An 18,532-nucleotide genomic window follows, 5' to 3' on the forward strand; every position below is an offset into this window, starting at 1 on the left:
TGGTGCAATCCGTTCGGATCTACAACCGGGAACGGCCGCATACGGCCCTGAAATACAAAACGCCCGATGCGGTGCATCGAGCGTTTGTGTTGTAATAAAACCTGTCAACCTATTTTAGGACTGGACATGCATTAAGGTAATGCCTGCTCACTCTATTTTTGCTGCGCATGCCTATGTTGAAAATGGTGCAAAGATCCACAGGCTGGCGTTGACCAGGATCAAGCGATGGACAATTCCCTGAAAATGAAATCTATCGCTGCTCGGTGAAGAAATAGAGTAGCGCAACGACGGGCAAAGCGAATCCTAGCCAGGACGCCAGAGCCCATCCTCCATGGGCGAAAGCCAGGCCGCCAAGTGCCGAGCCGAGCGCGCCGCCGACGAAGAACGTCGCCATGTAGAGGCCATTGAGACGGCTTCGATATTCAGCTCCCAATACAAAGATGGCGCGTTGTCCCAGCACCAGATTGGTAGTCACGCCGAAATCCAGCAGAATGCCGGCTGCAACAAGCAAGCCCAGGGACAATGACGAGCCATAGGCGCCGATATGCGTGATGAGAAATGAAGTGGCAACGGCCAGCATCGCGAATGCAGTTGCCGGCCTGCTCCAGCCGCGATCAGCGAAGCGGCCGGCGATAGGCGAGGCGATGGCGCCCGCGACGCCGGCCAGAGCGAACAGCGCAATGCCTCCTTGCGATAGCCGGAATTCAGGCCCGGCCAGCAACAGCGGGGTAGTGGTCCAGAACAGGCTGAAGGCCGCAAACAGGCAGGCTTGATATAAGGAGCGGCGCTGCAGGACCGGCGTGCTGCGCATCAGATGCTCCATCGAAGCCAGCAGCTTGCCGTATGAAAGCGTCGACACGGGTTGACGCGGCGGCAAGGCCATTCTCAGCAAGAACGCCAGCAGCGTCATCGCAGCTGCCGACATAAAAAACACAGCGTGCCACGAGGCAAACTGGGCGATGAAGCTGGAGACCGGACGCGCCAGCATGATGCCAAGCATCAAACCGCTCATGACATTGCCGACCACTCTGCCGCGCACGGACTCGGGCGCCAGATGCGCCGCATACGGCACCAGCACCTGTACCGCTACCGAGGCGAGGCCGATGCAGAGCGTCGCCGCGAAGAACGGCAACGGGTGCGTCGACAGTGCCGCCGCCAGCAGCGCCAGGGTGACCAGGCCGATCAGGGTCAGCACCAGGCGGCGTGTTTCAAGCAGATCGCCGAGCGGTACGATAAACAGCAGCCCTGCGCCATAGCCGACCTGCGTCAGGGTGACGATCAGCCCGGTTGCGCCTGGCGACAAGCCTAGCGCCGAGCCTATCGGTCCAGCCAGCGGCTGGGCGTAGTAGAGATTGGCAGCGATCAGCCCGCAGGCGAACGCCAGCAGGATCATCAGCCGGGCCGACACAGTCTGCTCGGGCTTGGCGTCGACGGCAATTGCGATGGTAGTCATTGGGCGTCCTTTAAAAAGGAAATGATTGTTTCCTAAATGGGTAAAAAAATCAGATGAGTGTCTTCATTGCGATATCCACCAGTGCCGTCATTTCATCCTGGGACCGGCCGGTTTTGCCGACCAGGCGCATGCCCTGGATCAGGCACAGCATGAGGCGGGCCGTCGCCGCGCCGTCGACATGCGGCGGGATCGAGCCATCCTCCTGGCCTTGCCGGATCAGCTCGTCAATGAACACTTCGTTCCTGGCCAGCGCGGCAGTGATCCACCGCCCGACTTCCTGGTCAAAGGTGGCCAGTTCCGCAGCGCCGCCGGCAACCAGGCAGCCCTGACGTCCGGCGGCGCCATGCGATGCTTCGGCATAAAAGGCCAACGCTAGACGTACCCGTTCTCTGCCCGTCGCGCCGATGCCGATTGCCGCCCGCAGTTGCGCGTCGCGCACGGTCTTGTAACGATCGAGTGCTGCCAGAAAGACACTTCTTTTATCCTTGAATGCCTTGTAGACGCTGCCCGATGCGAGTTGCATGGCATGCGTCAGGTCGCACACCGAGGTGGCGTGGTAACCGCGCTCGCAGAATATGCGAACCGCTTTATCGAGCGCCTGATCCATGTCGAACTCGCGCGGCCGGCCGCGGCAACGAGAGGTATCGACAGGTTTTGCTAGGGTATTTGGCATGCGTTGATTATGGAAACGTTTGTTTCCTAAGTCAAGCATCGAAACAAAATTGCTCTGCATTGGTCGAACCCAGGCACTTCGCACCCAATCCAGTGAAAATGAGGTTCTAGTGAGTTTGAAAATTGCCATATCTAAGGAAATATCTAAGAAAAACAGAGTAATTCGGCGTTTGGCGCTGGTATGTACGTTTTTTTGCTTGTCTCCCTTGGCTCAGGCGGGGGATGTTTCGGCGGTGCCGCCGTTGGCGCCGGCTGGCGACAACGGTTATGCCTCGGCCGCGCTCGGCAACGGCATACTGTACGGCACCAGTCTCGACGGCCAGAAACCCATGCGCTGGCGCGCTGCGGAAATCCGGTTCGGGCCGGGCGTCGATCTGTTCGGCCTTGGCGCCGGCGGACATCTGCCGGCGGACAGCAGCACCCGGCTTGACTATGTGTATTACAACGAAGGCCATCCCGACAATAATCACCGGGACGGTTATGCGCTGCAGATGGCCTATCGCCAAAAACTGCACCCCGGTTTTGACCTTGAACTGGCCGCCGGTCCGTATTTCAGCATGAACCGAACCACCGTCAACGGCACGGAAAAAGACGATGCGCGCTTAGGTGGTTTGCTTTCCGTGGCGCTGCTGGCACGCCTGGATCAATATTCGCCCGGCCTGAGCATTCGGCTGGCATACAACCATGTGCTGATACCTGGCGCGCCTTCGTCGGACGCCTTGCTGCTCGGTGTCGGCAAGGAACTCGGTGCAACGCATGTTAGTGCGGCTGATGCGGGTAGCAACCACGGGCTGTGGCTGGCGGCGCTGGGCGGTTTTGCCCAGACCAATCAATCGGGACCGGGCAAGCGCCTGATTTATGCGCTTGAAGCTAAAAAATATTACGGGCCCTGGGCCGCTTCGGTTGCCGCGATTGAAGAGGGCGATGACGGCGTGCGCGTGAACCGGCACGGGATCGCCGCGCAGGGCTGGTATGTGCAGCCGATTGCTGAACACTGGAATATCAGCGCCGGCGCCGGGCCGTATCTGGCGGCCAATCAACGCGAGTCGGGCGATTGGAAAGTCAATGGCTTGATCAGTTTGCAGCTTGGCCGCGATTTTGGCAACAACGTCAGAGGTTTCGCCAGTTTCGGCCGGGCAGTCACCTTCAGGAACAAGAACGACGCCGATCTGATGACAATCGGCGTCATGCAGCGCTTTGACCTGTAGCGTGGCGCTGAAACGCCACAACGGCCGTCACTCAGCGCAGCGTCTCGACCAGTTTGTTGTCCTCCATGCTGCGCCCTAACACCACCCAGAAAATGCACAGGGACAGCAAGCCGGCGACGGCGTAGACCGAGACGTCGAGATAGTTGCCGCCGATTTTTAGCGGAATCAACGGCGCGTCGCTGGTGCAGATCATGTTGGCGGCGTACATGCCGACGTAGTGCATGCTGCACACCGCCAGCGCCATCACCAGCGCCGCCACGACTCTATGCAACAGCCGGGTCAGGTTGAATGCCAGCCACAACGCCGCAGAGGCGGCGGCAATTGCGATGACGATCGAGATCACGACGATGGTCGGATTGAGCAGCATGGTGGCGCGCAGATTCATTGCATACATGCCCATGTAGTGCATCACGCACACTCCCACCCCGGCCAGCATGCTGCCCGCCAGCCAGCCGGATACCTTGAATTTGCCGTGACCGCCGGCCAGGTATAGCGCAATACCGGAAATCAGGATCGCTGCCAGCAACGATGCTGCGGTGAGCACCGCATCGTAGGCAATCGGCACAGTCAGACGATATGCTTGCATGGCCAGGAAGTGCATCGACCAGATGCCGATGCCGCCCAGCGAGGCGGCGGCGCAGATGGTCATGCCCAGGTCCAGCGTGCCATCCTTGCGAAACATGGATTTGGCGCATTGCAGGGCCAGCAAGGCTCCCCAGAACGAAATCATGTATGACAGCAAAACCAGAGCGGCGTCATATCTCGGCGTTAACAATTGGCCTAGCAATGGATCCATGGCTTTCTCCCTGTTGTATGAATGTCTGAGGCAAAAGGCGGCGCACTCTTTGTTGTTGTTTTTGCAGCAATATTGTTATTGAAACCGAGCCAGATGACTTACGCCATGGCGCATATCGATCGCGTGAATTTATATTTCCCCATGGAAATAATATAGAGATAAAATTTCCACACGGCAACTTGTTTGCGGGATTTTTTTGTAAATTCAAGTTGCAGCTCAAAGAGAGCTATGAGCGGGCCTGCTTTGACAAATGTACGACTAGGCGCGCGAGTATAGGTACAATGTGCGGTTCATTCATCCAATTGACTGCGTGTTGCCGCCGTAGTGCTCCGCAGATCTTTCTTTTTCTGGTTTCATCCAAATTATGGCTGTCATTTCTATCACCAATGCGCAACTCGCCTTTGGTCACGTTGCGCTGCTGGACCGCGCTGAATTTTCCCTGGAAGCGGGGGAGCGGGTCGGCCTGATCGGCCGTAACGGCACCGGCAAGTCGTCGCTGCTGAAAACCATCGCCGGCGTGTCCAAGCTGGACGACGGCTTGATGGTGATGCAGCAGGGGATCAAGATCGCCTATGTCGATCAGGAGCCGCATTTCGAATCCGAGATGTCGGTGTTCGACGCGGTGGCGTCCGGCATGGGCGAGATGCAGGCACTGTTGAACGAATACGATGCGCTGACCGGCCAGTTCGGCGGCGGCAACGACGACGCCATCATGGAGCGCATGCACGAGATACAAAGCAAACTCGACGCCGCTGACGCCTGGAGCCTGACCAACAAGGTCGAGACCACGCTGGATCGCTTGAATTTGGATAAGAATCTGTTGATGGGACAACTCTCGGGCGGTATGCAAAAGCGCGTCGCGCTGGCTTGCGCCTTGGTGAGCGCGCCCGATGTCTTGCTGCTTGATGAGCCGACCAACCATCTGGATTTCAGCTCAATCATGTGGCTGGAGGGTTTGCTGCGCGACTACAAGGGCAGCGTGCTGTTCATTACCCATGATCGCAGTTTCCTGGATAACGTCGCCACCCGCATCGTCGAACTGGATCGCGGCCGCATTCTGTCCTTCCCAGGCAATTTCACGGCATACCAGGTGCGCAAGGCCGAGCAGCTGGAAATCGAAGAAGTGGAAAACGCCAAGTTCGACAAATTCCTGGCGCAGGAGGAAATCTGGATTCGCAAGGGCGTGCAAGCGCGCCGCACCCGCGACGAGGGCCGCGTCAGGCGCCTCGAAGCCTTGCGCCTGGCGCGCAGCGCACGCCGCGACCAGCAAGGCCAGGTCAAGCTGGATGTGTCCTCGGGCGAACGTTCCGGCAAGATCGTCGCCGAGCTGACCGATGTCAACAAGGCTTATGGCGACAAGGTCATCGTGCGCGATTTCACCGCCACCATCATGCGTGGCGACAAGGTTGGCTTGATCGGCCAGAACGGCGCCGGCAAGACTACTTTGCTGAAACTGATCCTGGGAGAAGACCAGCCGGACAGCGGCACGGTCAAGCAGGGCACTAAATTGCAGATCGCGTATTTCGACCAGATGCGGGCGCAGCTGAACGAAGACGCGAGCCTGGCCGACACCATTGCGCCGGGTAGCGACTGGGTCGAGATCAACGGCCAGCGCAAACACGTGATGACATATCTGAACGATTTCCTGTTTGCGCCGGAACGCGCCCGTTCGCCGGTCAAATCGCTGTCCGGCGGCGAACGCAACCGTCTGCTGCTGGCGCGCTTGTTCGCCAAGCCGGCCAACGTGCTGGTGCTGGACGAGCCGACCAACGATCTGGATATCGATACCCTGGAATTGCTGGAAGAATTATTGGAAGACTACAGCGGCACCGTATTCCTGGTCAGCCATGACCGTACCTTCCTCGACAATGTGGTGACGCAGGTGATCGCCGCCGAGGGCGACGGCATGTGGCGCGAATATGTAGGCGGCTACACCGACTGGGAACGTGTGCGTCCGACCCAGTCGGCGGTGATTGCCAAAGCCAAGGCGGAAGCGAAAGCGGAGCCGGTTCAGCCTGTCGCCAAGCAAAAAAAACTCAGCTACAAAGAGCAGCGCGAACTGGAAGAATTGCCGCAACTGATCACCAAGCTGGAAGCAGAACAGAAAGCTATTTCCAGCCAGCTGGCCGATCCCGATCTGTACAAGCAAAAACCGGATGAAGTGAAACGCCTGAACGAGCGCTTCGCTGAAATCGACGGCTTGCTGCTGGAGAGCCTGGAGAAATGGGAAGTGATCGAGGCGCGCAGTAAGGCGTAACGCGGCAAAACCTTGTCGCGGGTGGGAATGCGGCGGCTTCATTTAATATCTAGCTAATCTTCATATAGAGGCATAGTTCAGCAATGAGTGAAACAGCAGCTTTCCCAGTCATCCAGACCGAACGCCTTGTTCTGCGCGAAATAGTCGAGCGCGATGCCGAACAGATTCTTGCCATGCATGGCGATCCTGAATTGATGCGATGGTTTGGCACAGATCCGTTAAAAGATCTGGCGGCCGCACGGGCTTTGGTCAAGCGCTTTGCCAGCTGGCGTCTGGATGAAAATCCGGGAGCGCGTTGGGGGATTCAGGTCAGAGAACAGCCTGGATTACTGGGCACATGCGGCTTGTTCAGGTGGGACAGGAACTGGCGCAAATGCATGATCGGCTATGAGCTGGCAACCCATGCCCAGAAACAGGGTTTCATGCGCGAGACGCTGACCGCCGTCATGACCTGGGGTTTTGCCCAGATGGCGCTGAATCGCATCGAGGCCATGGTGCATCCCGATAACCTGGGCTCGCTCAAGCTGCTGCGCCAGCTTGGTTTCGTCGACGAAGGGTGTCTGCGTCAGGTTGGTTACTGGGGCGGGCGCTACCACGATATGTTGCAGCTATCGCTGTTGCGCAGCGAGTGGCCGGCTGCTAATACCGATTAATTCAAGCGCCGGCACGCCTCGCGCAACTCCGCTGCCTGCAGGAGCAAGGCCGCTGCGTCAGACGCCTGCGGCCGTTGCGCCAGATAATTTTCCAGATCTTCCAAGGCCGCTTGCGGGCAATCCAGTTGCGCGAACGCCAGTCCGCGGTCGCGCCGTTCGACGGCGTCGCCCGGCAACAGGATCAACAGCCGTTGCTGCACTTCCAGCAGCCTTTGCCAGTAATTGCCTTGCTGGTAGATGGCTTTCAGATTACGCAGTATGCGTACCAGGATGTCGTGCGGATGAGCGATTTGCAGGTAGCTGATCAGCGATAGCCGGCTGGCCGCTTTTTCCTCGTCGCTGTTTGTCGGCAGATAGGGTTCCAGCCGTTCTTCCAGTTCTTCGCGCGACAGGCTGGCGCCATTGGCCGGATCGATCATGATGTCGCCGGACGGCACGGTCAGCTTCATCAGGAAATGACCGGGGAAGGATACGCCTTTGACGGGCAAGCCAATCTGCTGCGCCAGTTCCATGTAGATCACCGCCAGCGAAATCGGAATGCCGCGCCGTTTGGCGATCACCCGCTGCAGATAGCTGTTGTCGGTATCGTAATAATGATTGACGTTGATCGCGAATCCCAACTCCTGGTAGAAGAAGTGATTCAGCTGGCGCAATTTCTGGATCGCCGAAGCGTCCGGCGGCAGGCGCTGGCGCAAGGTATTGGCCAGCCGGTCGAGCTCGTTCTGGGGCGCATCGAAATCCAGCTGGGGATAGGCGTCTTGCGCGATTGCCAGTGCTGCCTCAAACAAAGGAACATCGTTGGCTTGTTGCACCAGCGAGGTAAAGTAGTCTAGAGATGTGATCGTCATGGCTCTATCCTAGCAAACTATTTTCTCCTGCGCTGTTAGCTTAGCGTGCTATACGCTTGAAATCGCGGAAACGAAATCCCATCGCCAGCAGTGCTCCAAAGTAAGTAATGCCGCAGGCTGCCAATACCGCGCACAAGGCGGCGATGCGTGCCAGGGAGCTGGCATGCGGGCCGGTCCAGTCGAATTGCTGGCCGCTCCACAGCGCCACCGCCGCCATCAGGAACAGGGCGCCGAGCAGGCGTATGGAATAGCGGATCCAGCCTGCTTCCGGCTTGTAGATGCCGCGCCGCATCAGGCTCCACAGCAGGAAGCCGGCGTTCAGGCAAGCGCCGACGCTGATCGACAGCGCCAGGCCGGCCACCGCAAAAATCGGCACAAACAGGTAATTCATCAATTGCGTGGCGATCAGTACGCCAACCGCAATCTTGACCGGCGTCCTGATATCTTGCTTGGCATAAAAGCCAGGTGCCAGGATCTTCACCACGATCAGGCCGATCAAGCCTACGCCATAGGCAATCAGAACCTGGCTGGTAACCGCAACCGAGGCGGCGTCGAATTTTCCGTGCTGGAACAGGGTCGCCGTCAGCGGTACCGACAAGGTTGCCAGGCCGACCGCAGACGGCAGCGCCAGCAAAAAGGTGAGGCGCAAGCCCCAGTCCAGCAATGACGAATACTCGCCATGGTCTTTATCCGCATTGGCCTTGGACAGGCTGGGCAGCAAAATGGTGCCGAGAGCGACGCCCAGTAATGCCGTCGGAAACTCCATCAAGCGATCGCCGTAGGTCAATAAAGACACGCTGCCATGCCCCAGGCGCGAGGCGATATTGGTGTTGATGAGCAGGCTGAGTTGGGCGGCTGACACCGCAAATACCGCCGGCCCCATTTTTTTCAGCACCCGTTGCACACCTAGATCGCGCAAGCCGATCATGGGATTGAGCGCAAGCCGCGGCAGCATGCCAACCTTGATCAGCGCCGGGACCTGCAGCGCCACTTGCAGCACGCCGCCGACCAGCACTGCAAACGCCATCGCATAGATGGGATGTTGCAGATAGGGCGCAACGAATAGCGAAGCGACAATAAAGGCCAGGTTCAGCAGCACCGAGGTGAAGGCCGGAATCTTGAATTCTTGCCAGGTATTTAAAATGCCGCCGGCCAGGGCCACAAAAGACATGAAGCCGATGTAGGGGAACATGATTCTGGTCATGAACACCGAAGCGCCGAATATTTCCTTATTGTCTTTAAGGCCGGTGGCGATGAAGTACACCAGTACCGGCGTGGCCAGAATGCCGATGATGCAGGTGAACAGCATGGCCCAGGTCAGCACGGTGGCGACGTGGTCGACCAGGTTCTTGGTCGCCGCTTCACCCTTCTGGTTTTTGTATTCGCCCAGGATGGGCACAAAGGCTTGCGAAAAAGCCCCTTCGGCAAACAGCCGGCGCAACAGATTGGGAATACGGAAAGCGATGGCGAAGGCGTCTGTATAGCCGTCGGCGCCGAATGCGCGCGCGTAAAGGATTTCGCGAATCAGGCCTGTCACACGCGACACCATGGTCATGCCAGAGACGGTGGCAAGCGTTTTATGCAAGTTCATGGAGCGGCATTATAGCTGGAGCAGATCGCCTGCCGCAGCTTTCTCGGAGGGTGAAAAAGCGGGAATTATTGCTGGGTTCGCCTGCCGGATTCTGCTTGCTACCGGCAAACACTGACTGTGATAAAGTCCGGGCTGGAATGTTCCCGTGGCAAACATAATATCGGCTTGCCGCTCTGGCAAGTGTGCTTTCTTGCGACAGAATTGTCCTGGAAGCAAGGGGAGTTTGCCTGTTTTTCAAAAACTGGTTATAATCCGTGGCTTTACAGAATTCTGCGTCGCGGTCTGGTTTGTTTATGCCGCGTAAGCATTCCCGACCTCGTTTTAGGAAATATAAATGGCAAATACCGCACAAGCACGTAAGCGTGCTCGTCAAGCAGTTCAGCAAAACCTGCACAATTCCAGTCAGCGTTCGACCCTGCGTACAGCTATCAAAGCTGCCCGAAAGGCAATCACTGGCGGCGACAAGGCTGCAGCAGCCCTGGTTCTGCAAAATTCCGTATCGGTTATCGACCGTATCGCGGACAAAAAAATCATCCACAAGAACAAGGCTGCACGCCATAAGAGCCGTCTGAACGCTGCTCTGAAGGCGCTGGCTGCTTAATAGTATTTGACGGGCAGCCCAGCTGCCGGTTTTACTACTTTGTTGTTGGATTAAGAAAAACCCTGCATGACATTCGTCATGCAGGGTTTTTCTGTTTTGTTTTTTTAGTTATGGCGGCGGCAAGTGCTCAGGCTACTGCCGCCGGTGGTGCTTATAGTTGTGGCAAACCTTGGATCACAGTGCCTGGTTTGATATTCTTGTCCTTGAACCAATTCTTGTTCATCTCCAGCGCATAAGATGCTGCCCCTTGGGCGCAATGTGAATCCAGCGTCTGCGCCTTCATTTCCTCGACATTCAGGATTGTGCCTTTTTGGTCGATGAATGCGACCGACAGCGGGATCAGGGTGTTTTTCATCCACATGCAGATGCCCGCAGGCGCATCAAACACAAATACCATGCCTTCGTTGCTGCCCATTTTCTTGCGGAACATGAGACCTTGTTCGCGTTGCGGTTCCGAGCGCGCCACTTCGGCCTTGATCACATGGATGCCGATATTCAGGGAAGTTACCGGGAGTTGCTGGATTTCTTGCGCGGATGCCGGTAGTGCGGCAACAGCATAGGTTGCGATGCATGCGATAGCTGCTGCGAAGTAAGTGGCGCGAATTTTTCTCATGTTGTTAAAGCTCCTTAGGATCCGGAGATTATACAGAGAGGTAAATCGGCAGAGGGGCGCCGGCGGCGGATATTAATTGTTTCAGGACGTAAAAAAGGCAGGACGCGCCTGCCTTTTTATTGAAGCTGATGCTGGAATTACTTCGCAGCAGGAGCGGCTTCAGCTGCTGGAGCTTCAGCTTTTGCAGCTTTAGCTTTAGCGGCTTTCTTAGCCTTCTTAACTTTGTGAGTTGCTTTCTTAGCGGCAGGAGCCGAAGCTTCTGTTGCAGCAGCAGCAGGGGCGGCAGGTGCAGCAGGAGCTGCGTCAGCAGCGAAAACGGAAGTTGCGAACAGGCCGGCAATCAGAGCAGCGATCAGTTTTTTCATTTTCAAATCCATTCAGTTAGCGAGTTAATCAATCGATGATTCACTTGAATCACTGCAATTAACGACGCTCGAAAACAGATGGTTGACAGGTTTATTTAAAAAACGCCGAAAAATGTATTAATTTGTATCCGCAGCTACTTCCTTGGGGCTGTCAGATCGGCCGGATCGATTTCAACCGACTCGCCTGGCCACAGGGGATGACTCTGCAGCGATATCTTGCCAATCGCGACCCGCACCAGCCGCAAGGTCGGCAATCCCACCGCAGCCGTCATCCGCCGCACCTGGCGATTCTTTCCTTCAGTCAGGGTTAGCGCCAGCCAGCTGGTGGGCTTGTCCTGGCGCTGGCGTATCGGCGGATCGCGCGGCCACAACCAGTCCGGCGCCTCGATCTCGCGCGCCTGGCATGGCTGGCTGCGGAAATCGCCAAGATCGACGCCATCCCGCAAGCGCGCCAGCAAGGCTTGTGTCGGGATGCCTTCAACCTGCGCCATGTAAGTCTTCGGCTGTTTCAATGCGGGGTGGCTGATATTGTGCTGCAGCTGGCCGTCGTCGGTGAGTAACAATAATCCCTCGCTATCGGCATCGAGACGTCCTGCCGGATAGATGTCGGGGACGGTTATATAGTCAGCGAGGGTGGGGCGGCTGGGATGGGCCGAAAACTGGCACATCACTTGAAATGGTTTATTGAATAGAATCAGGGGCATGCCGCTAGTATAGTGTCTGATCATTGGTGTCGCAAAAACATAGCGTCTAGTAAAATACTAGTGCATAATACGAAATGCTTGTCTTATGTCTTATATAAGACCACCTGTGCTTCAAATCAAACCCGTCTAGCTGCTTTTACCTCCTCAACTCCGGAGATACACAGATGTCCCAACATATCAAAGTGCCTGCTGAAGGCAAAAAAATCACCGTCAACGCCGATTTCTCGATCAACGTCCCTGACAATCCAATCATTCCTTACATCGAAGGCGATGGCACCGGTGTCGATATCAGCCCGGTCATGATCAAGGTGGTGGATGCTGCTGTCTCCAAGGCTTACGCGGGCAAGCGCAAAATCAGCTGGATGGAAGTGTTTGCCGGCGAAAAGTCTACGCAAGTGTACGGCCCGGACGTCTGGTTGCCGGAAGAGACATTGGCTGCGATCAAGGATTACGTGGTGTCGATCAAAGGCCCATTGACCACGCCGGTCGGCGGTGGCATCCGTTCGCTCAACGTGGCGCTGCGCCAAGAGCTGGATCTGTATGTCTGCTTGCGTCCAGTGCGTTATTTCAAGGGCGTGCCTTCACCAGTGCGTGAGCCGGAAAAGACCGACATGGTGATTTTCCGTGAAAATTCGGAAGATATCTATGCCGGCATCGAGTGGCAAGAGGGCAGCGACGGCGCCAAGAAGCTGATCGACTTCCTGATCAAGGAAATGGGCGTCAAGAAGATCCGTTTCCCGAATACTTCCGGTATCGGCGTCAAGCCAGTCTCGCGTGAAGGTACCGAGCGCCTGGTGCGCAAGGCAATCCAATACGCGATCGACAACGACAAGCCATCCGTCACTATCGTCCACAAGGGCAATATCATGAAGTTCACCGAAGGTGGCTTCCGTGACTGGGCGTATGCACTGGCGCAAAAGGAATTCGGCGCTGAATTGATCGACGGCGGTCCATGGGCGAAATTCAAGAACCCGAAGACCGGCCGTGAAATCATCGTCAAGGATTCGATCGCTGATGCGTTCTTGCAACAAATCCTGCTGCGCCCGAACGAATACAGCGTAATCGCCACTCTGAACCTGAACGGCGACTACATTTCCGACGCACTGGCAGCACAAGTCGGCGGCATCGGCATCGCTCCGGGCGCCAACCTGTCGGATTCGGTGGCCATGTTTGAGGCAACTCACGGTACCGCGCCAAAATATGCTGGCAAGGACTATGTCAACCCGGGTTCGCTGATCCTGTCGGCAGAAATGATGTTGCGCCACATGGGCTGGGTCGAAGCTGCTGACCTGATCATTGAATCGATGCAAAAATCGATCACATCGAAAAAGGTTACCTACGACTTTGCACGCTTGATGGAAGGTGCAACTCAGGTTTCCTGCTCCGGTTTCGGCGAAGTCCTGATCGAAAACATGTAAATTTTGTTGTTCTTATAAGAAAAAGCCAGAATTTGTTCTGGCTTTTTTTACGCGCTGTTTTGCCACATCTTGACCGCACGAATAAAAAAACCTCACCGCGGTGAGGTTTTTTACAAAAACTGCTTAGTAACGCGAAGCGAAATTAAGGAGCTTGGATGTTAGAAGCTTGCTTGCCTTTAGGGCCTTGCGTGACTTCGAACTGGACCTTTTGACCTTCTTTGAGGGTCTTGAAGCCGTTCATCTGGATTGCGGAAAAGTGTGCAAACAAATCTTCACCGCCGTCATCCGGAGTGATAAAGCCGAAGCCCTTAGAATCGTTGAACCACTTGACTGTACCTGTTGCCATAAAATAGCGTCTTTCAAATAATGACTAATCACACGAGCCGTAAAAGCAAGAAGCCTCGCGTAACGCTGCCCCTTCTAGAACTTGCTCACTTCTATTAATAAGCTAGAAACATGCTTATCAATGAATGTCATTGTTCGCGTTAAAAATAAAAAAGTCAAGTAATTTCCTTTGTGCAATTAAATCTGTGGTTTTGCATTGTTTTTTACTCTTGATTTAATCTGTTCTATCGTCATCTGCATAGCAATCGGAAAACGCGTAATATCGATATAAACATTTATTTATTCAGTGTTGCGCGTTGCGCATTTGGCGGAAGGTTTTAGAATAGGCGCATGGTAACCAAGCACGAAGACGGGACAGTAGCGACGCGACAAGAGCAAAAGCTCAAGCCGCCCCCCATGTATCAGGTATTTTTGCTCAATGATGACTATACGCCAATGGAATTCGTGGTTGTCATCCTGCAGGAATACTTCAATAAGGATCGCGAAGCCGCAACGCAGATAATGCTAAAAGTGCATCGCGATGGCAAAGGCATGTGTGGTGTGTATCCGAAAGATATCGCATCCACCAAGGTTGAATTGGTATTAACGCACGCACGCAAAGCGGGGCATCCCCTGCAATGCATGATGGAGGAAGCATGATTGCGCAGGAATTGGAAGTAAGTTTGCACATGGCGTTTGTCGAAGCACGACAAGCAAGGCACGAGTTCATCACTGTTGAACACCTGCTGCTGGCCCTGCTCGACAACCCGTCCGCGGCAGAGGTGCTGCGAGCCTGTGCGGTCAACATTGACGATATGCGCAAGACGCTGACTATCTTCATTGGCGATAACACACCGACGGTGCCGGGTTCGAATGAAGTGGATACCCAACCGACCCTGGGTTTCCAGCGCGTCATCCAGCGTGCCATCATGCATGTGCAATCGGCTTCCAACGGCAAGAAGGAAGTCACTGGCGCTAACGTGCTGGTCGCCATCTTCGGCGAAAAGGATTCGCACGCGGTGTACTACCTGCACCAGCAAGGCGTGACGCGGCTTGACGTGGTGAATTTCATCTCGCACGGAGTGCGCAAGGATCAGCAAGCCGACTCGCAGAAATCCTCGGAAGGCGCGGAAGAAGTGCAGGCTGAAGGCCAGGCTAAGGAAAGCCCGCTGGACCAGTTCACGCAAAACCTGAACAAACTGGCGGCCGAGGGGAAAATCGATCCCCTGATCGGCCGCGAGTACGAGGTCGAGCGCGTGATCCAGACCTTGTGCCGCCGCCGCAAGAACAATCCCTTGCTGGTCGGCGAAGCCGGCGTCGGCAAGACCGCGATTGCGGAGGGACTGGCATGGCGCATCACCCAAGGCGATGTTCCTGAAATTTTGCAAAACGCGATTGTCTATTCATTGGACATGGGCTCGCTGCTGGCCGGCACCAAATACCGCGGCGATTTCGAGCAACGCTTGAAAGCAGTGCTCAAGCAATTGAAGGACAGTCCGCACGGCATCTTGTTTATCGACGAGATCCACACGATCATCGGCGCCGGCTCGGCTTCCGGCGGTACGCTGGATGCGTCCAATCTGTTGAAGCCGGCATTGTCGAGCGGCCAGTTGAAATGCATAGGCGCGACCACCTACACCGAATTCCGCGGCGTCTTTGAAAAAGACCATGCTTTGTCGCGTCGTTTCCAGAAGATCGACGTCAACGAACCGACGGTCGAGCAAACCGTGCAAATCCTGCGCGGCCTGAAATCGCGGTTTGAAGAGCATCATGGCGTCAAGTATTCAGCTTCCGCGCTGACCAGTGCAGCCGAACTGGCGGCGCGCTTCATCAATGACCGCCATCTGCCGGACAAGGCGATCGATGTGATCGATGAAGCCGGTGCGGCGCAACGCATCCTGCCGAAGTCGAAACAGAAAAAGACCATAGGCAAGGGCGAGATCGAAGACATCATCGCCAAGATTGCGCGGATTCCGCCGCAGTCGGTGAACCAGGACGACCGCAGCAAGCTGCAAACCATAGACCGCGATTTGCGCAATGTGGTGTTCGGCCAGGATCCGGCGATCGACGCCCTGGCGTCGGCGATCAAGATGGCGCGTGCCGGTCTGGGCAAGACCGACCGGCCGATCGGTTCTTTCCTGTTCTCCGGTCCGACCGGGGTCGGCAAGACCGAGGTGGCCAAGCAGCTGGCGTTCATCCTCGGCATCGAACTGATCCGTTTCGACATGTCCGAATACATGGAGCGTCACGCTGTGAGCCGCTTGATTGGCGCGCCTCCGGGTTATGTCGGTTTCGACCAGGGCGGTTTGCTGACCGAAGCCGTGACCAAGAAGCCGCATGCGGTATTGCTGCTGGATGAAATCGAAAAAGCCCATCCGGACATTTTCAATATCCTGCTGCAGGTGATGGATCATGGCGCGTTGACCGACAATAACGGACGCAAGGCCGATTTCCGTAACGTGATCATCATCATGACCACCAACGCCGGCGCGGAAAGTCTGCAAAAACGTTCGATCGGTTTCACTGACAAGAAAGAAGCCGGTGACGAGATGGCGGATATCAAGCGTATGTTTACGCCGGAATTCCGCAATCGCATCGATTCCATCATCAGCTTCCATGCACTGGATGAAGAAGTCATCTTGCGTGTGGTCGACAAGTTCCTGATGCAATTGGAAGAGCAGTTGCATGAGAAAAAAGTGGATGCGATCTTCACCGAGAATTTGCGGAAATTCCTGGCCAAGAAGGGTTTCGATCCCTTGATGGGCGCGCGGCCGATGGCACGTCTGATCCAGGACATGATTCGCAAGGCGCTGGCCGACGAACTGTTGTTCGGCAAGCTGGTGACCGGCGGCCGGGTTACCGTCGATCTGGACGAAAAGGATCAGATCAGCCTGGACTTTGCAGAAAAAGATTCGTCTTCGCCTGCAGCGCCTGAGGAAACGGTGGAAGTCGAATAAAGCAGGCGGGATAACTTCCGCTTCAGCCAGGCGTTTGTCTGGCAAGTTAAAAAGCCTGAATTCACGAAAGTGATTCAGGCTTTTTAATATGTACAACTACTGTTGCGTCATTCCCGCGCACGCGGGAATCCATTTTAGTCAGCAACTTGGATCCCCGCGTGCGCGGGGATGACAGAGTTTCAGAGTTGGGCTTAAGGCAGCAGGGCAGTTTCAGTTGCCTGTTTAGCCTGGATATCCGAAACGGCTTGCCGGATTGCCGACAGGCGGTAGTCGGTGCCGGGATGGATCGCCGTGTAGGCGTTGAGCACGCTGGCCGGATAGCTGGTCGCCAGCCGTTGCCAGAAGGCTGCGGCATCGTCGATCTTATAACCGGCGCGGGCAACCATGTACAACGACAATTTGTCGGCCGCTGCATCCAGCTGCTGCGGGTAAGGCTTGACGCCGGCCATGCCGTTCAAGGCTGCGCTATCCGGCCGCAAGCGGATCAGATTGTCGATGACGCCGGTCATGGTGGCGGTGTTGCGTTGACGGGCCGGATGGGTAAGCGTGTTGTGCGCCATTTCCTTGGCGATCACAAGAGCCAGTTCATCGTCGCTCTTGGTGAATTTCATCATGCCGCTGCTGATCAGCACGCGGCGGCCATCGGCATAACTGACCACATTCTCGGTGTTGCCGAGCTCGATGCCGAAGGCGCAAGCGCGGGTCAGAGGGATGTTCAAGGTCTGGTTGCTGCCGTTGCGCGCGATCGTCACCTTGATGCTATTGCGGCCGTTCACCAGCGGGCCGAGCAGCATGGCGGTCTGGCGTTCGGCATCGGCGCCCACCGGTACCGGCTTGTCCTGGATGGAGACCAGCAGATCGCCGCGTTGCAGACCGACCTTGGCGGCGCCGCTGCCGGTCAGCACGCCGGTTACTTGCAGTTGATCGCTCAGGCCCAAGGCGCTTGCGGCGTCAATGAATTCAGCGGTATAGGAATATTTTGTCTTGGCGGTGAAACCCAGCAGATTGCGCGCATTGTTTCTGCACAATACGGCGTTGTTCACCAGCAAAGGAGCGGCGACGTCGTACAAGCGGTCTTGCAAGCCGATCAGCGTTTTCAGTTCGCTCTGTTTTGGCGGCGGCGTCAGCACCACCGGCTTGGGAGGGGCGAACGGCAGCGTGACCTTGCCCGTGGTGGAGCTGCTACTCGGCTCCTGCGTAGCACAGGCCGCCAGAAGCAGCACCGGCATTGCCAGCACCGCATAACGCTTGGCTCCTTGCCATCCGGCGCCGCGCGTCAAATTCATCAATCTCATTAATTTCTCCATCAATCTTTTCCGGTGCTGCCGAAGCCGCCTGCGCCGCGTTCGCTGCTCTCGAAATCTGGTACGACATTAAACTGGACACGAGCTACGGGCACAATGATTAATTGCGCCAGCCGTTCCATCGGGTTGAGGGTAAATTCGGTAGTGCCGCGGTTCCAGGTGGATACCATCAGCTGACCTTGGTAATCAGAGTCGATCAGGCCCACCAGGTTCCCCAGCACGATGCCATGTTTGTGGCCCAGGCCGCTGCGCGGCAGGATCATTGCCGCATAAGCAGGGTCGCCGATATGAATCGCCAAGCCGGTCGGGATCAGATGGGTTTCACCGGGTTTGATCGTCAGCGCGGCGTCCAGGCAGGCGCGCAGGTCCAGGCCCGCACTGCCTTCGGTAGCGTAAGCCGGCAGTTGATCTTGCATGCGAGGGTCGAGAATTTTGACGTCGATGGTATTCATTGAATTTTGTAACAATCTATTAAGTGGAATGATAGGGATAGCTGCAGCGAACATGACAGCGGCAAACATGGCAGGAGCAATCGCGCACGGTGCCCGGTATTCATCAAACTACTGCTGATTTTCGATGCAAATCGCGGGCGATGAAACCCGTCGCGAAACACCGATGCGCCGATGTGCCGATACTAACCAAGACGAGCGGCAATTGCGGCGATCAACTGGCGCGCCAGTTGTTGCTTACCGGCGCGCGGCAAACTGCTGTGGCCGTTTGTGTCAAACAATACCAACTGGTTATCGTCCTTGCCAAACGTGTCATGGC

Annotated in this window: 19 protein-coding genes; 8 read left to right on the forward strand and 11 right to left on the reverse strand. The window is 56.2% G+C overall.

From position 1 onward, the window contains the following. Positions 1-95 (forward strand): integrase core domain-containing protein (locus KHU33_RS22130; RefSeq protein ID WP_211466981.1); only part of this gene is annotated, 95 nt, incomplete at its 5' end. Positions 96-250: 155 nt separating this feature from the next. On the opposite strand, the gene KHU33_RS22135 is transcribed toward KHU33_RS22130, so the two are convergent. Together KHU33_RS22135 and KHU33_RS22140 are read right to left on the reverse strand one after the other, a co-directional pair. Then, positions 251-1,453 carry an MFS transporter gene (locus tag KHU33_RS22135; protein ID WP_211466951.1) on the reverse strand — a complete coding sequence of 401 codons (1,203 nt, stop codon included), beginning with the start codon at positions 1,451-1,453 and terminating at the stop codon, positions 251-253. Between the two features lie 49 nt (positions 1,454-1,502). Continuing rightward, positions 1,503-2,126: a TetR/AcrR family transcriptional regulator gene (locus KHU33_RS22140; protein WP_211466953.1), complete on the reverse strand. Its 624-nt coding sequence runs from the start codon at positions 2,124-2,126 to the stop codon at positions 1,503-1,505. Between the two features lie 196 nt (positions 2,127-2,322). Between KHU33_RS22140 and KHU33_RS22145 the strand changes: the two genes are divergently transcribed. Then, positions 2,323-3,333, forward strand: a complete 1,011-nt coding sequence (locus KHU33_RS22145; RefSeq protein ID WP_211466955.1) for a hypothetical protein — start codon at positions 2,323-2,325, stop codon at positions 3,331-3,333. A gap of 31 nt (positions 3,334-3,364) precedes the next feature. On the opposite strand, the gene KHU33_RS22150 is transcribed toward KHU33_RS22145, so the two are convergent. Then, positions 3,365-4,129 carry an MHYT domain-containing protein gene (locus KHU33_RS22150; RefSeq protein ID WP_211466957.1) on the reverse strand — a complete coding sequence of 255 codons (765 nt, stop codon included), beginning with the start codon at positions 4,127-4,129 and terminating at the stop codon, positions 3,365-3,367. A 364-nt stretch (positions 4,130-4,493) separates the two neighbouring features. Between KHU33_RS22150 and KHU33_RS22155 the strand changes: the two genes are divergently transcribed. Beyond that, complete coding sequence (locus tag KHU33_RS22155; RefSeq protein WP_211466959.1) at positions 4,494-6,386, forward strand: ATP-binding cassette domain-containing protein; 1,893 nt, start codon at positions 4,494-4,496, stop codon at positions 6,384-6,386. Positions 6,387-6,469: 83 nt separating this feature from the next. Next, positions 6,470-7,039: a GNAT family N-acetyltransferase gene (locus tag KHU33_RS22160; RefSeq protein WP_211466961.1), complete on the forward strand. Its 570-nt coding sequence runs from the start codon at positions 6,470-6,472 to the stop codon at positions 7,037-7,039. On the opposite strand, the gene KHU33_RS22165 is transcribed toward KHU33_RS22160, so the two are convergent. After that, positions 7,036-7,887 (reverse strand): SirB1 family protein, encoded by an 852-nt coding sequence (locus KHU33_RS22165; protein WP_211466963.1) that lies wholly within the window; start codon positions 7,885-7,887, stop codon positions 7,036-7,038. The genes KHU33_RS22160 and KHU33_RS22165 overlap by 4 nt on opposite strands. 40 nt (positions 7,888-7,927) lie before the next feature. Continuing rightward, entirely contained in the window at positions 7,928-9,478 is a 1,551-nt protein-coding gene (gene murJ / locus KHU33_RS22170) for a murein biosynthesis integral membrane protein MurJ (protein WP_211466965.1), read from the reverse strand. Between the two features lie 334 nt (positions 9,479-9,812). On the opposite strand from murJ, the gene rpsT reads away from it, so the two are divergent. Continuing rightward, positions 9,813-10,079 carry a 30S ribosomal protein S20 gene (gene rpsT / locus KHU33_RS22175; RefSeq protein WP_211466967.1) on the forward strand — a complete coding sequence of 89 codons (267 nt, stop codon included), beginning with the start codon at positions 9,813-9,815 and terminating at the stop codon, positions 10,077-10,079. A gap of 151 nt (positions 10,080-10,230) precedes the next feature. On the opposite strand, the gene KHU33_RS22180 is transcribed toward rpsT, so the two are convergent. The 3 genes from KHU33_RS22180 to KHU33_RS22190 all read right to left on the reverse strand — a co-directional run bounded on the left by KHU33_RS22180 (position 10,231) and on the right by KHU33_RS22190 (position 11,761). After that, positions 10,231-10,692, reverse strand: coding sequence for a DUF192 domain-containing protein (locus tag KHU33_RS22180; RefSeq protein WP_211466969.1), 462 nt, complete (start codon positions 10,690-10,692; stop codon positions 10,231-10,233). 137 nt (positions 10,693-10,829) lie between these two features. Further along, positions 10,830-11,057, reverse strand: coding sequence for a hypothetical protein (locus KHU33_RS22185; RefSeq protein ID WP_211466971.1), 228 nt, complete (start codon positions 11,055-11,057; stop codon positions 10,830-10,832). A gap of 134 nt (positions 11,058-11,191) precedes the next feature. Continuing rightward, complete coding sequence (locus KHU33_RS22190) at positions 11,192-11,761, reverse strand: pseudouridine synthase (RefSeq protein WP_211466983.1); 570 nt, start codon at positions 11,759-11,761, stop codon at positions 11,192-11,194. Between the two features lie 164 nt (positions 11,762-11,925). Here KHU33_RS22190 and icd point away from each other — a divergent pair, with 164 nt between their 5' ends. Continuing rightward, positions 11,926-13,179, forward strand: coding sequence for an NADP-dependent isocitrate dehydrogenase (gene icd / locus KHU33_RS22195; RefSeq protein WP_211466973.1), 1,254 nt, complete (start codon positions 11,926-11,928; stop codon positions 13,177-13,179). A gap of 142 nt (positions 13,180-13,321) precedes the next feature. Here icd and cspE read toward each other — a convergent pair whose 3' ends face one another. Next, a complete protein-coding gene (gene cspE / locus KHU33_RS22200) occupies positions 13,322-13,525 on the reverse strand; it encodes a transcription antiterminator/RNA stability regulator CspE (RefSeq protein WP_009665919.1) in 204 nt (67 codons plus the stop codon). A gap of 329 nt (positions 13,526-13,854) precedes the next feature. On the opposite strand from cspE, the gene clpS reads away from it, so the two are divergent. Both clpS and clpA read left to right on the forward strand, forming a co-directional pair. Next, complete coding sequence (gene clpS, locus KHU33_RS22205; protein ID WP_211466975.1) at positions 13,855-14,163, forward strand: ATP-dependent Clp protease adapter ClpS; 309 nt, start codon at positions 13,855-13,857, stop codon at positions 14,161-14,163. Further along, positions 14,160-16,460, forward strand: coding sequence for an ATP-dependent Clp protease ATP-binding subunit ClpA (clpA, locus tag KHU33_RS22210; RefSeq protein ID WP_211466977.1), 2,301 nt, complete (start codon positions 14,160-14,162; stop codon positions 16,458-16,460). Before clpS ends, clpA begins: the two co-directional genes overlap by 4 nt. Positions 16,461-16,651: 191 nt before the next feature. Here clpA and KHU33_RS22215 read toward each other — a convergent pair whose 3' ends face one another. Together KHU33_RS22215 and dut are read right to left on the reverse strand one after the other, a co-directional pair. Continuing rightward, entirely contained in the window at positions 16,652-17,755 is a 1,104-nt protein-coding gene (locus tag KHU33_RS22215) for a M48 family metalloprotease (RefSeq protein WP_230414481.1), read from the reverse strand. A gap of 11 nt (positions 17,756-17,766) precedes the next feature. Beyond that, the gene (gene dut, locus KHU33_RS22220; protein WP_211466979.1) at positions 17,767-18,216 is read right to left on the reverse strand and encodes a dUTP diphosphatase; all 450 of its coding nucleotides are present in this window, start codon (positions 18,214-18,216) and stop codon (positions 17,767-17,769) included. Between the last annotated feature and the right edge of the window lie 316 nt (positions 18,217-18,532).

Origin of the sequence: Collimonas silvisoli (assembly GCF_018305005.1) — a bacterium.
Classification (GTDB): domain Bacteria; phylum Pseudomonadota; class Gammaproteobacteria; order Burkholderiales; family Burkholderiaceae_D; genus Collimonas; species Collimonas silvisoli.